This is a genomic window from Neobacillus terrae, assembly GCF_011393025.1.
Taxonomy (GTDB): domain Bacteria; phylum Bacillota; class Bacilli; order Bacillales; family Cytobacillaceae; genus Neobacillus_A; species Neobacillus_A terrae.
Map to the genome: position 1 here is coordinate 236,761 of NZ_JAAOEO010000006.1, position 12,914 is coordinate 249,674.

At 37.7% G+C, this 12,914-nt stretch carries 16 protein-coding genes; 8 read left to right on the plus strand and 8 right to left on the minus strand.

The window, feature by feature from the left end; translation table 11 throughout:
* Nucleotides 1–353 precede the first annotated feature (353 nt).
* The 3 genes from G8761_RS11365 to G8761_RS11380 form a co-directional block, all read right to left on the minus strand.
* A complete protein-coding gene (locus G8761_RS11365) occupies nucleotides 354–1,283 on the minus strand; it encodes a DMT family transporter (RefSeq protein WP_166026671.1) in 930 nt (309 codons plus the stop codon).
* A 977-nt stretch (nucleotides 1,284–2,260) separates the two neighbouring features.
* Entirely contained in the window at nucleotides 2,261–2,464 is a 204-nt protein-coding gene (locus G8761_RS11375) for a hypothetical protein (RefSeq protein ID WP_166026673.1), read from the minus strand.
* Nucleotides 2,465–2,492: 28 nt separating this feature from the next.
* On the minus strand, nucleotides 2,493–3,140 hold the full coding sequence (locus G8761_RS11380; RefSeq protein ID WP_166026675.1) for a DsbA family oxidoreductase: 648 nt from the start codon (nucleotides 3,138–3,140) through the stop codon (nucleotides 2,493–2,495).
* Between the two features lie 754 nt (nucleotides 3,141–3,894).
* Between G8761_RS11380 and G8761_RS11385 the strand changes: the two genes are divergently transcribed.
* The gene (locus G8761_RS11385) at nucleotides 3,895–4,902 is read left to right on the plus strand and encodes an NADP-dependent oxidoreductase (protein ID WP_166026677.1); all 1,008 of its coding nucleotides are present in this window, start codon (nucleotides 3,895–3,897) and stop codon (nucleotides 4,900–4,902) included.
* A 683-nt stretch (nucleotides 4,903–5,585) separates the two neighbouring features.
* Here the strand turns inward: G8761_RS11385 and G8761_RS11390 are convergent.
* The 4 genes from G8761_RS11390 to G8761_RS11405 all read right to left on the minus strand — a co-directional run bounded on the left by G8761_RS11390 (nucleotide 5,586) and on the right by G8761_RS11405 (nucleotide 9,417).
* On the minus strand, nucleotides 5,586–6,815 hold the full coding sequence (locus tag G8761_RS11390; protein ID WP_207789186.1) for an MFS transporter: 1,230 nt from the start codon (nucleotides 6,813–6,815) through the stop codon (nucleotides 5,586–5,588).
* Nucleotides 6,816–6,945: 130 nt separating this feature from the next.
* Complete coding sequence (locus tag G8761_RS11395) at nucleotides 6,946–7,224, minus strand: hypothetical protein (RefSeq protein WP_166026679.1); 279 nt, start codon at nucleotides 7,222–7,224, stop codon at nucleotides 6,946–6,948.
* Between the two features lie 20 nt (nucleotides 7,225–7,244).
* Nucleotides 7,245–8,654 (minus strand): radical SAM protein, encoded by a 1,410-nt coding sequence (locus G8761_RS11400; RefSeq protein WP_166026681.1) that lies wholly within the window; start codon nucleotides 8,652–8,654, stop codon nucleotides 7,245–7,247.
* Nucleotides 8,644–9,417 carry a prolipoprotein diacylglyceryl transferase gene (locus G8761_RS11405; RefSeq protein WP_166026682.1) on the minus strand — a complete coding sequence of 258 codons (774 nt, stop codon included), beginning with the start codon at nucleotides 9,415–9,417 and terminating at the stop codon, nucleotides 8,644–8,646. The genes G8761_RS11400 and G8761_RS11405 overlap by 11 nt, the downstream gene beginning before the upstream one ends.
* Before the next feature lie 160 nt (nucleotides 9,418–9,577).
* Between G8761_RS11405 and G8761_RS11410 the strand changes: the two genes are divergently transcribed.
* The 7 genes from G8761_RS11410 (at nucleotide 9,578) to G8761_RS11440 (ending at nucleotide 12,457) form a co-directional block, all read left to right on the plus strand.
* Complete coding sequence (locus G8761_RS11410; RefSeq protein ID WP_166026684.1) at nucleotides 9,578–10,048, plus strand: hypothetical protein; 471 nt, start codon at nucleotides 9,578–9,580, stop codon at nucleotides 10,046–10,048.
* A gap of 17 nt (nucleotides 10,049–10,065) precedes the next feature.
* Nucleotides 10,066–10,311, plus strand: coding sequence for a hypothetical protein (locus tag G8761_RS11415; RefSeq protein ID WP_166026686.1), 246 nt, complete (start codon nucleotides 10,066–10,068; stop codon nucleotides 10,309–10,311).
* A gap of 114 nt (nucleotides 10,312–10,425) precedes the next feature.
* Nucleotides 10,426–10,797 (plus strand): Hsp20 family protein, encoded by a 372-nt coding sequence (locus tag G8761_RS27155; protein ID WP_166026687.1) that lies wholly within the window; start codon nucleotides 10,426–10,428, stop codon nucleotides 10,795–10,797.
* 15 nt (nucleotides 10,798–10,812) lie between these two features.
* The gene (locus tag G8761_RS11425) at nucleotides 10,813–10,998 is read left to right on the plus strand and encodes a hypothetical protein (protein ID WP_166026689.1); all 186 of its coding nucleotides are present in this window, start codon (nucleotides 10,813–10,815) and stop codon (nucleotides 10,996–10,998) included.
* A gap of 15 nt (nucleotides 10,999–11,013) precedes the next feature.
* A complete protein-coding gene (locus G8761_RS11430; protein WP_166026691.1) occupies nucleotides 11,014–11,343 on the plus strand; it encodes a hypothetical protein in 330 nt (109 codons plus the stop codon).
* A 15-nt stretch (nucleotides 11,344–11,358) separates the two neighbouring features.
* The gene (locus tag G8761_RS11435) at nucleotides 11,359–11,685 is read left to right on the plus strand and encodes a hypothetical protein (protein WP_243449985.1); all 327 of its coding nucleotides are present in this window, start codon (nucleotides 11,359–11,361) and stop codon (nucleotides 11,683–11,685) included.
* 70 nt (nucleotides 11,686–11,755) lie between these two features.
* On the plus strand, nucleotides 11,756–12,457 hold the full coding sequence (locus tag G8761_RS11440; protein WP_166026693.1) for a hypothetical protein: 702 nt from the start codon (nucleotides 11,756–11,758) through the stop codon (nucleotides 12,455–12,457).
* Between the two features lie 39 nt (nucleotides 12,458–12,496).
* Here the strand turns inward: G8761_RS11440 and G8761_RS27835 are convergent, their stop codons facing one another.
* Complete coding sequence (locus tag G8761_RS27835) at nucleotides 12,497–12,880, minus strand: STAS domain-containing protein (RefSeq protein ID WP_338000945.1); 384 nt, start codon at nucleotides 12,878–12,880, stop codon at nucleotides 12,497–12,499.
* Nucleotides 12,881–12,914 lie beyond the last annotated feature (34 nt).

Sequence of the window (12,914 nt, forward strand, 5' to 3'; positions counted from 1 at the left end):
TTTTATGGTTTTAAGGCAGGGTTTCTTGGATCTACACTTTAAGAAGCTTGTCATAACAAGTAATTTAGCTTCTTTCAGCAAATTCTCATAGGCTTTCTTCCTATTGCTTTACTCCTGAACATTTCAACGACTGCCATGCTGAGAAAAGTAGTTTTTCAAAAAAGGCGAATCCGGATAACTCAACATTCAGCCCTTCATTGGCAGCAGCAATTTAACCAATATCACCTTCCCGGCCAGTCCTCGATGTATATAGCAATTGCAGGCTCGTTAAAAATTCTTCTCCCTCAGCCGTGTATATATATTCATAAAGCATTCCCAAGAAAAGATATATCTTAAACCGTATCAAACTTATTTTATACAATGTGATTCCTTACTTCAATTTCTGGATTCCTGCCGGGTTGTCTGGATTGAATACTTACAATTAAAACTGCCGCTAAAATCATAAATCCTCCTAAGAAAAAAGAGGAATTTAATTTTTCATCCAATAAAAGCCATCCAAGTAAGGTACCTGTAAAAGGCTGGAAAAAGAAAAAGAGTGATCCTACTCCCGCATCCATAAGTTCAAGGCCTTTATTCCAAAGGAAAAAAGCCACTGCAGTAGATATTACACCTAAGTATAAGATTCCTAAAATGATATAAGAAGAATGGAATTCCACTTTACTATTTTGCAATTCAACTGCCATTGCGGGGGTAGTGAATAATAAAGCGAAGAAAATAGACCAGGTAGTAATGTAAAGAGATGAATATTTTTGTGCTGCTACTTTTACATAAACGGAAAGCAGAGCCCAAGTCACAGCTGCTCCTACTAAAATTAAACATCCCAAAAGATAATCTCCTATTTTAACATCCCAGCCAATAATCGTTACGACACCAAGAGAGGCTAATAATAGTGAGATAATTTTCTTTAGGGTAAGACTTTCTTTTAATATGAAACGGGCAAATAATACCATAAAAGCAGGAGTTGAGGAGGTTATAATTGCACCTGTGTGGGCATCCGAAAGCTTAGTGCCAATGAATTGCAGGGCTATCGAAACAAAATAACCAATAAAACCGAGCCATATCAGTAATAACCATTCCTGTTTGCCCATCCTGGTTTTACTTTTATTTCTTCTGCCTGTTATTTTAAGGAATAAAAATAAAACTACAAAGGCTACTAAATAACGAATCCAGATTAAAGTAAAGGGTGGAATATAATCCAGGACATATTTGCTGACTACAAAGGTTCCTCCCCAAATTCCCGCCGCAAGAGATAAATAAATTCCTCCAAATAATGACTGTTTCATTCTATTGCCTCCCGAATCAAAGGTATGAAAGCATCACCTTTCTTATGCTTTAGTCCCCTTATTCCACAGCCTTTAAAGGCACTGCCCTCGGAAAGCTAAGTTTAAAAATGGTCCATTTCCTGGCTGGCTTTTCACATCGGGCCTCCATTCATCGAAGCGATAATACTATATACGATCGTCATGCCAAGACCGGTCCCTTTTTTCCCCTTGTTGAAAAATAAGGTTCACCAAGTCTGCCTATTTACTCCTCAGTCATGCCTATTCCTGTATCAGTAATCCTGATTTCACCTATGTATAAACCCGCTATGACAAAAACAGTAATACGTAAATCGATTTGAAATTTACCATCGAAACGAACATTAAAAATCATATTAAAAGCAAGTGCTAGTGAATAGGCAAAATCATAAAAGGCAGAATGATACTTTTGTGGAATTTTTTTGTATCAATCCGAAGTTCTGTACCCAAGGAAAGAACTAAACTAAAATAAAAATCAAATCCACAATGAATGCTTCAAACGTTTCTAGCATTCTCGCATCTCCTTTTTAGAGTTTGCTGGATATCACCGTGATAATTGGATTATAACGAAAAAATATGGAAAAGGAAAAAAATATCTCTTGTTGTGTTTTCAAACTAGCCAAAAACAAGTCAGGAACAAAAGGCGCAAGCGCCCTGTTCAGATGATGAAAGGCTAAATACGCCACGTCCTGTGGCAACGCCTTTCTGACCCACGTCCTGTGGGCCTCCAACAGGCATAAGACGAATCACGTAGTCATCCTCGGAAAAGCTAAAGCTTTTCCTTCGTGCGATGCGGATGCTTCCGAAGCTTTCCTTGTCCTGATTTCTGAAGTGATTTGGCTTATGACCCCGAGGGGCTGGGCGCTGGAGCTGGATTACAATAACCTAGTTCGGAGTTTTCCACAAGGTGAAAATCTATAATTTCCTAACCGATAAAAAAAGAGGTGGTTCCACCTCTTCTATTACCCACCGGCTTCAATAACAGTATGGTCCAGTGTGGAAGGATATTCAATTTCTGGTTCCACTCCAAAAAACTGCTTGACTCCTCCATGTACACCACAAAAGATAGGTTGCTGGAAACCGCTAATATTAGACTGTCGAATTTTATTTGCTGTTTCAACCTGAAAAATCGAAATCTTGGCTAATTGAATGGGGTTTCTATTCATTGTGCATCATCTCTCCTTTTTATTATTTTTAACAGCCATCTGGTCCGCAAACCCAGCCTTCAAAATCTATTTTTGGTTTTTGCTTTGTTATCTCTTCATTTATAATTCTTTCAAGTGTTTCCTTAGGCCTGGCACCCTTGACTATTGTTTCGCCAATATAAAAGGTTGGAACTGCTTGTATGTCCGCTTCCTCGTATGCATGTTTTAATGCCTTCTGATGTACTTCTCTATACTTTCTTGTTTCTAAAGAGGAACGAAATTCTTCATGATCAAGTCCCAGCTCTTCCACAATATTGGTTAAAACGTTTATATCTCCAATATTCAGTTCATCCTGAAAGAATGCTGTAAACATACGATGGTTATACTCATTTGCTTTTCCTTTTTCCTTGGCATACTGGAAACCTTCAAAGGCAAGATGGGTATGCGGCTGTGGAGATACTCTGGGCAATACCATTTTCACACCAAAATGCTCTGCCATAGGGTAAACGTAATTTTTCCATGAATTTTGAAGGTAGTCGCCTTCTGGTTTAAGTGTTTCATTTGGATAGGGCCTCAATTCATAAGGCATCCATTCAATCTCTACATCTTTATTTTTAATTGCTTCCTCTAGCGGAACCTCCGCTATAAAGCAAAACGGTCAAACATAGTCTGAATATACTTTAATTTTTAATATCATCTCGATGCTCCTCTGATCTCAAAGTTGTATAATATACTTTTTCCTTTTTTGTTGGTGTTAAAACGGGAAATTGCTGTTTTTCCTAAAATTAGAAATTTATTTATTATGGATCACCAAAAAGATTACTACGCTGAAAACGGCACATCCTCGAAAAAGTTTTGTATTTTCTTCATGCATGCAAGGCAAAAGCTGGCAGACCTGTCCTGTGCCTTTCGCCTGACTAGGACTTCGTGAGAAAAAGCAGATGCTTTTGCTTCATGTGATGATATACTGATGAAGCATTCCTTGTCCTGTACCTCGTGCGTTCAGAATTTAGGGATTTAAATTCTGAAAAAAAAAGACTAACTCTTAGTCTTTTAGCTAATTGATTTATTTTCAGATGTATTTAAAACAAAAGTATTCCCCTGAGTTGATTCTATAGTTTGAATTAGCCTTAATTTTGCTAGCTCAGGATTGTTCTCCAGGATTTTAGCTGAATTGGCAAGGCACCTTAGAAGAGAGCTTAAAAAAGCAAGTCATCTCTGATAACCTTGTCTTTAAACGAGAAGTATATTATATGTGTTTCACTAGTAATTAAAGATGTTTTTTAATTTTATTTACGACTTCAGCCGCACATAATTGATTGCCTTGGTCACTATTTCGATTGTTTTTAATTTTTAAAACTACTTAACTTTTAGGATGCTTTAAATTTTTAATATCCTCTTCCTTTAGGTATATTAAGATTGAACACAACTTATGGAAGGGATGATAAAACTTGCCAAAACAAATTAATCTTAAAAAAAGACCAACGGGTACTCCTACATATGATAATTTTGAGGTTTTAGAGGTGCCTATTGGAGAGCCTTCTAAAGGAGAGATCCTAATAAAAACGGTTTATATTTCAGTTGATCCTTACCTGCGTGGCCGGATGAATGAAGGAAAATCTTATATTCCTCCTTTTCAATTGAATGAAGTAATTTCAAGCGGCGTTATAGGCCAGGTTGTCGAATCCCGATCAGACCTTTTTAAAAAAGGAGATATGGTACTTGGTTCATTAGGGTGGCAGGAATACTCGGTTGCAAGTGAGAAATCTGTTCGTAAGCTGGACCCTAATCTGGCCCCTGTTTCTGCCTATTTAAGTGTTTTGGGTATGACTGGTCTTACTGCTTATTTCGGTTTATTGGATATTGGGAAGCCTAAAGAAGGTGAAACGGTTGTTGTCTCTGGTGCTGCCGGTGCTGTAGGTTCAACTGTTGGGCAAATTGCTAAACTGAAAGGCTGCCGAGTAGTAGGTATTGCTGGTTCTGAAGATAAGATTAATTACCTTAAGAATGAGTTAGGGTTTGATGAAGCAATTAATTACAGGACCCAGGATGTAGGAACTGCTCTTCAGGAAGCATGTCCAAATGGTATTGATGTTTATTTTGAAAACGTTGGCGGAAAGGTAGCCGATGCTGTTTTCCCTTTATTAAATCATTTTGCAAGAATTCCCGTTTGTGGTGCTATTTCATCATACAATAATGAAATCGAAGATGTAGGACCGCGTGTTCAATCCTATCTGATTAAGACAAGTTCACTTATGCAGGGCTTTACCGTTGGAAACTATTCGTCCAGATTTGGAGAAGGAATTAAGGCGCTTGCGGGCTGGTTAAATGAAGGCAAGCTTAAGTATGAAGAAACCATTACTGAGGGTTTTGACCATACAATAGATGCTTTCCTTGATCTTTTTAAAGGAGCTAATCTAGGAAAGTCCCTTGTTAAGATAGCTGAAATAGAAAAATAAATAATAAACTGATAAGAAGTGCTGTTTCGGGCTATAGTCTGGAACGGCATTTTTTATTTATTAGACGCAGTTACGATGATGCTGATGTAAGAGACCTGCGACACTACTCGAAAATTCATTCGCATTTCCTCCGCAGTGTATATAAGAGGTTACTATTTCAATGTTATGGAGGAAAACATGCTGTCAAGCTCCCACAGAGAGATACGGGCGAGGAGGCTTGTCAGTTCGGCTGCGCAAAATGGGGCCACAGGAAGTGGCGACTTTAGCACCTCATCCATTACTTGTCGCTTATGATTTTTTATAAAAATCAATTTAGAAGGTAGTTGAATAAAATACTTTAAATTTTCCTTCCTGATGATTAACACTTTTTAATGAGATGTTTTTATTGTATTCTTTTATATTCGTTGTATAATACTTAGCATATCTATAGGATTTAATGGGTTAGGAAAATGATATATGAGTTTCTTTAAGAATCTGTTTATAGAGCGTTGTCCTAAATGCAAACAAAGTCTTGGATACTAAACAATCAAATATATTTAAATCAGTAATCATTAAATCATGTCCAGAAGGGCATTTTCAAAAAGAATTCCATCCAGCTTTGGAAACATACATTGAAAGTAATAAGGTTTCTTAAAAAAGAGCAGACAGCTGTCTGCTCTTTTTGCTAATTATTATCGGCATCACTAACTTTCGGAAAGTGATCTTAGCCTTCTTAATGAGGGAAATAAATACATCCATAATCCGGCAACGGCTAATGTTCCAAGACCTCCAATAAATGCAGCTGGTACAGCACCCATAAATCCGGCAAGCATGCCAGATTCAAATTCACCTAGCTGATTGGAAGTCCCAATAAACAAAGAGTTTACTGCATTCACACGGCCGAGCATTTCATTAGGTGTTTGCAGTTGAACAAGGGATGATCGGATTACCACGCTGATTACGTCGGAAGCCCCTATTAAAAGCAAAGCCAACATGGAGAGATATATGTTTTTTGAAACTGCAAAGAGCATTGTCGCCAATCCAAAAACAGCCAGTGCTCCAAATAGTGTTGGTCCAAATGCCTTTTTGAGTGGATAGTACGCCAAAACTACAGACATCAATAAGGCACCCACAGCTGGAGCAGTCCGCATTAAACCCAATCCCCAGGCTCCGGTGTGAAGAATGTCCTGTGCAAAAATCGGTAAAAGCGCTGTTGCCCCGCCAAGAAGCACTGCAAATAGATCGAGTGATATAGTTCCTAAAATTACCTTATGGCGATAGACAAACACCAGTCCTAAAAAAACCGACCGCAATGAAACCGGCTCAGATTTCCGTTCAATTATTACCTTTGGTATTAAATATGTGAGTACCCCGGAGATCAGCAGCGCTATTGCTGCTATTATGTAGACAGACTCTGGTTTCAGAGAAAATAGTAATCCGCCGAGTGATGGACCAAGGATTTGGGCTGTTTGTCCTGCTGAAGTAATCCAGGAAATTGCTTTTTGAAGTATATCCTTTGGAACAAGCTGCGGCAATAATGCCGAGGCTGCCGGACCTTCAAAAGCACGGCATGCACCCAGAATTGCAGCTGCCAGCAAAATTAATTCCCTGCTCAACGAGCCATTTATGTTGCCCACCAAAAGAAAAATGGCTATACCGCCTTCAATAAACTGACACAGGTAAACAATTCGTCTGCGGTCAAAGCGATCGGCGACATGTCCTACGACAAACGTAAGCAGGACCATTGGCAGGAACTGGGCAAGACCGACAAAACCGAGGCTGAAGGCATCATGGGTTAGATTATACATCTCCCAGCCAATAGCCAAAGAAAGCATTTGAAAAGCAGTAGATGCAAAGATTCGCGAGAACCAGTATTTCGCGAAGGAAGGCGATCCAAGAAAAGAACTACTTTTTTGAGGCAAAATACCACTCACGCTCCTGTTTTTAAAAAATTTCCATATTGGGTTTACATCGTTATATTATACTATTAATATTTAGGAACTCTAAAGATAAATTTTCAAAAAAAAGAAAAATCCTTGTGCTTAACAAGGATTTTTGAAAGACCTATAGATTCATTGTAAAGACCCATCCATAACAGGCTGCTACAAGCAAAAGGGCAAAACCTGCGATTAAAAGCAGCCCTATTCCTGTATACCTCCTTCCTTTTGCGAAGAAGTAGATTATAGCTCCAATATGAATTAAAGGAGCTATTATCAAGAGCCAAAGCGATGTGAATGATAAAACCACGGGTACTGTAAGGATATATATTAATATACCCATTGCTATGCCAGCACCAATGTTACCTTCATTTTTTTTATCAGGATTATTACTTTGACTGCTCATAAGAATCCCCCTTTCCAGCTTTACCTCTGAAGAACAACCTCTTCTCTTATCTTCTTCAACTCTTCTTCTTTTTCATCCCGATAAAATAAATTATAAGTATCAAAAGGTATGATTCTTCCATCTGGATGGGCAATATGGACACAAGACTTTTTGACGGAACGGACATCAAAGTTAAGGGCATCCTGAAATTGCATAATAATCACCCTAAACACATTGTCGTAACCAATTTTTCCTGGCAAAGTAATTTTCGGCAGACAGCACAATAAATCCTTCAGTGTCATGGCGGACGATTGGGGAGAGTGATTAAGTGAAAACAGCTTAAAAATCATGTTGCGGATATTTTCGTCATGTTCAAACACAATCGTGTTCCTCTCTCCTTCCAACAGAATGTTTTTATCGATCATCCCTGTTAATGGAGTAACCTTGCCATTCTGTTTGAATGCATATCCCATAGCTAGTGAATCCGGGTGGCAAGGTACCGGAACCATATCTTTTTCTCCGAACACTCCAGACGACTGGTCGATAATCATCTGCCGGACCTCGCTTAATGTAAGCCGGTCAGTTTCGGGATTGAATTCCTCAAGACGTCCGGCACTCTGAATTGGCTGGAAGGTAACTCCCCTTACGCATTTTTGCTGAAGCCCATACTGAATGATCCTTCCTACCTCACTGTCATTGAGCCCCTTCTTTAGGGTAACTACAAGTGTAGTAGATATATTAAATTCGTTTAAATGGTCAATCGCTTTTTTCCTAATATCCCTTAAATCGACTCCGCGGAGCTCTTCCAGTGTTTCCTTTTCAAAGCTGTCGAACTGGAGGTAAATTTCAAATCCCGGTTTATAGGACGCTAGTTTTTTGGCAAACTCTTTGTCATTAGCAATTCTCAGCCCATTTGTATTCACCATAATATGCTTTGTTGGAGTAGCTTTCACCATATCAAGTATTTCAAAAAATTTCGGGTGAATCGTTGGTTCTCCTCCACTAATCTGGATTATATCCGGCTCTTTTTCGTTTTCGACGATACTGTTTAACATAAATTGAATATGTTCCAGAGAGCGAAAGGTACCTTTGTTTGGAGATGATTCAGCATAGCAAATAGGGCATTTAAGGTTACATCGCTCTGTTATTTCGAGAAGACTAAGGCAGCTGTGCTGCTCATGGTCGGGACATAAACCGCAGTCATATGGACAGCCGTATTTAATCGGTGTATTCCAGCGATAGGGCATTTCGGATGGCTTAATGAAATTCCTGCAGAGCTTGTAATACTCAATATCCGTTGAAATTAAAACTTTTTCTCTTCCATGCTGCATGCAGGTTTTAACCATATAAACATTTTCATTTTCAAAAATAATTTTAGCTTCCACTTTCCTTAAACACTTAGAACAAATGCTAATTGTTAAGTCATAATAGGTATATGGCCTATTCGGCATTCCTAATCTCCCCTTTTATAAATATATCTTCGTTATCAATTTGACTGTGCTTTTTCCATATAAGGAAAAAGTAATAAAGAATACCGGCAATGCTCGCAACCTGGATATTATTTAAGTGAAGATAGGGATGCGGCGTGGGTTTTATAAAATCAATCAGCAGCCGGAATGTCAGATAACCAATCATAAATAGCTGAAAGAGATAACCTTCCCAACGAACTTTATTTCGTTTTTTTATAGAAAGAAGAAAGATTATAAAAATGAATAGAAATCCAATTTCATAAAGTTGAGTGGGATGCCTATATACCCCGTCGCCAAAATTAATTCCTGTTATCCAGTTTGTTACTGTTCCATATGTATGGTCATCAAGTCCGGTTAAAAAGCAGCCAATCCTTCCAATCATCATTCCAACAGCAATCGGCAGTACAAAATCATCACCAGTGGAGCGGCTCCAGCCAATAATCTTTTTGGCCGTTTCAACCCCAATCAATCCTCCCAGCAAGCCACCTACGATGGTTTTGCCTTTCATCAGGTATAATATGTTATTCCAATTTTGCAGGGTTTTTACAGGGTCCTCCAGCCAGTATACAAATTTTGAACCAAAAGCTGCTCCAAAAATTGCCCCTACCACTACCCACATCGCTTTGTCTTTAGGAATCCTTTCCTGATTTCTTGTATATAGGTACACCCTAAAACCAATAAAGTATGAAAGGGACTCAAGCAGAAAATGAGGATGTATTTCAAAGATATAAACAGGAAAATTCATGTCATTCTCCTTTTTTTAATATTTAGATAATTAATTCTAACACGGCCTTATTGGAAAATGGTACCTTTTTTAAAGGCACCAGTTTTTAGAGGAAAGAACACTTTTCTCTAATTATCATAAATTAATGTATTGATAGCATGTTTGAAAAGGGCTGGAAATCTTGAAAAATAAACCCATAATTAGCCAGGTCAATTTAAATCAAGTTTCAGTAAACACAATTGATACTTCCTCTGGTATTTTTATCGGAACGAATTTTGCCCATAATTGGTCATCCCATAGGAAAAATAATTACGGCTTTGGAACGGCCAGTAATTCTATCGTTTCTCAAAACTCCAGTTATGTTGTTGATAATGATTTTGTTGATACTCCGATTGATAACTGTCCTGAAATTATTATCGAACGGGTAAATGACAACCATGGAAATGAGATTAATGTTACGGAGATTAATATAAATGTTTTAGATTCAGGTGCAGCAGTTTCTGTCGGTGAAAATGATCTTAACGGCTGGAGCGCCCACAGTAAACGAAACGCTGGGCAAGGAAGGTTTGCTGGTGCCATTCAAAATACACAGAACTCATCTGTTATTTTAGATAACGATATCATTGACACCCCTATAAATGAGCACGGCTAGAAAGGAGCTGAAGGAAGTTGCCAATTGCATTTACACTTGGGGCTATAAATGTAAATTCTGTTAATACTAACGCCGCCATCTCTGTCGGAGAAAACCAGCTTCCAGGCTGGGCTGCTCACCGGAAAGTCAATAATGGTATTGGCTTTTTTGCAGGCAATGTTTTAAATGTGGGTAATGGGGCACTGGTAAATGATACAGATGTTTTAGACGGCCTTATTAACAGTCAGAACCCATCACCGAGTATTCAAACACAGGCTCTTTAATTTAAGCCATGCCGGTTTAAAATTTAAGAGTCTTTTATATACCCTTTTGGCATGTCTCCCTCAAAAAGCACATAGAGTGAAATAAGGGAAAATATAATTTTTGGAGGGATTTGAGTGGTAAAGCCTCATCTACACCCTCACATAAAAAGGGTTCTGGGACCAGGACTTTCCGGAATTCTTTACGAGATTGCACCTTTTGTCGAGCCCAGGCTGGATGTATTTAAAACAGAAAATCATTTTTATGTAACTCTGGACCTAGCTGGAGCAGATCGGAAAGATTTTTCGTTAAGATTGGAGAAAACTACACTAATTGTAGAAGGAGTAATTCATAATTCCTTCTCACCTGACATTATGCAAAGTATAGTAAGTGAACGTTTTTATGGTCCTTTTAAAAGAGAAATTCCCCTTACACATGAGTACAGACTGGACAAGCTGACAGCTGAATTTGCAAAAGGAATACTAATTGTCTCTATTCCGAAAGATTAAAAAAGGAGAAGGAAAATGACTTCGATTAAGTATATGTCAATTAATATTCTCAGTCTGAGGGAATCATCAGGTTTTTTTGTGGGAACGAATGTTCAAAAAGGCAGGAAGAGCGATTCAGTAATAAACGAAGGATTTGGAAGAATTACTGGAAGCAAAAATAATATAAGCAAAAACTCAGCAAGCTTAGAGAAAAAAAGGTAAAAAGGATTGAACCTTATGGATCAGGAAGATTTAGTAATAAAAATCGAGGAAATTTATCGGAAAATCAGTATGCTCGAAAAAACGTTACAGGAGAAACAATCCCCTCCAATTATTGTAAACGTGGATATAAAGGACCTTCACCTTAATGAAGTAAATCTTGAAGAGCTGGCTTTTCATCTGGATAAACTAGATATAAACGAATTAAGCGGTATGTTAAACCTCGGTAATACCTTCTCCCCTGTGGTTCATCCAAAAAAGAAGACAGCAAAGCAAGAAAAAACCGATAAAAGAAATGATATTCAAGTAAAGATAAATGAAAAGCAAGTAGCTTATACAATTGATTAAGGAAAGGGTGTTTGTGTGAAAAAGTTCTCCCCCTCCTTTTTTATTGGTACCATTTCCATCGGAACTGTCGAAGGTGCCTCCTGTGTAAACCTGGGGAATAATCTTCCGACCGGATTTGTAAGCAACAAAAAGCATAGCCAGGGGTTCGGTTCAATAGCTGGTGATCACAATGATATAGATGGAATTATGGCCTCCTTAGAGGAAAAAGATATAAACGATTCTTTTAGTTATGGATTAGAGGAAAACGAACCTTTAAATAAATTTGCTACCCAAATGCTTGAAGCTGATCTTGAAATTGAGGAAGTAGATACAGGAGAAGAGCATTCTTCACAGGAACTATAGTATGGGTCTTCTTTTTTCTAATGGAACTTTTTAACAACTTTTGCGTCTATTAGAAAAAGGCGGTGAAATTATGAGGAAATTATTGTGGGGACCAATATTGCTCTTTTTTTTATTGTCCGGATGCAATCCTTTTCAACCATTACTCAACAATTACGCGATTATTGACTGGGTTGATTTTATTAAATGGGATGGAAAAGAATATGTTGGTATCTTTAATGGAACTCTTTCTGATAAGGTTTATTTAGGAAATAAAATTGGCCAAGTTAGATTCAAAGTTGCTGACAATATTTCAGACCCGTATTATCGAACAAAGGATGGAGATGCAGCCTTTCTTAAGAAAGGGACAGAAATTTATTCTATTAAGGGTAAGCCAAACTTAATTGCTGTTAAGTCGCCTTGGGATATTAACGGATATAGAATTTATTGTGACAGTGAGAAAGAGGAGATTTGGCAGTTTTCCAATTTGCCATTTGAAAAGGTTCAAAGGGTTGAAATATATCAATCAAATATTAAGAACCGTAATCAACAAATTAATAAACTAACACTTAGTAAGGATATAAAAACTTTTATCGAACTTCTAAACGAAGGGGTGCCGCATCCAAATTACACACCGCACACGCAGAGCAGCGATCCAACTTCTTTTCAGGTCATTTTTTATACGGGAGAACCAATAGCATATAATTTTAATTTACAATTTGATGGGAAAAGTTATTATTGGTTTCCTAATGACACAGCTGTATTACCAAAGGAAATAGAAAAATATTTTCCATAAAATTAAAAAGGATGCAGTAATGCACCCTTTTTTCATTCCTTAGTGTCCGGAAACCTTTTCCAGTCCGCCTGGCTTGTAATGAATTCCAATTTTATTCATAAGTTTATTGCTTTCAGTATTTAACCCTTTCAAAGTCACTTTTACAGCGTTTTGGTGGTACTTAATAACCACTTTATCAATAGCACCAACAGCAGAATCATCCCAAAGGTGTGCATTGGATAAATCAATCTCTACCTCTTTTATGTCTTCCTTGAAGTCAAAGCTGTTTACAAATTCTGTTACTGAGGCGAAAAAGAGCTGACCTGTTACGTGATAGACCTTTTTGTGAGAACCTTTTGCCGATAGACTGGTTACTTCACTTTTGAAATTTTTGCTGCAAAAAATAAGGCACTTAAGATAACCCCAAATAATACACCTTAAGATAAGTTACTAGTTTTTACTACTAATGACAGTTACG

What these genes read in the sequence shown, in the direction of transcription:
- G8761_RS11365 (WP_166026671.1), bottom strand. Translation starts at nt 1,283, where the DNA reads ATGAAACAGTCATTATTTGGAGGAATTTATTTATCTCTTGCGGCGGGA.
- G8761_RS11375 (WP_166026673.1), bottom strand. Translation starts at nt 2,464, where the DNA reads ATGAATAGAAACCCCATTCAATTAGCCAAGATTTCGATTTTTCAGGTT.
- G8761_RS11395 (WP_166026679.1), bottom strand. Translation starts at nt 7,224, where the DNA reads ATGAGCAGTCAAAGTAATAATCCTGATAAAAAAAATGAAGGTAACATT.
- G8761_RS11400 (WP_166026681.1), bottom strand. Translation starts at nt 8,654, where the DNA reads ATGCCGAATAGGCCATATACCTATTATGACTTAACAATTAGCATTTGT.
- G8761_RS11405 (WP_166026682.1), bottom strand. Translation starts at nt 9,417, where the DNA reads ATGAATTTTCCTGTTTATATCTTTGAAATACATCCTCATTTTCTGCTT.
- G8761_RS11425 (WP_166026689.1), top strand. Translation starts at nt 10,813, where the DNA reads ATGACTTCGATTAAGTATATGTCAATTAATATTCTCAGTCTGAGGGAA.
- G8761_RS11430 (WP_166026691.1), top strand. Translation starts at nt 11,014, where the DNA reads ATGGATCAGGAAGATTTAGTAATAAAAATCGAGGAAATTTATCGGAAA.
- G8761_RS11440 (WP_166026693.1), top strand. Translation starts at nt 11,756, where the DNA reads ATGAGGAAATTATTGTGGGGACCAATATTGCTCTTTTTTTTATTGTCC.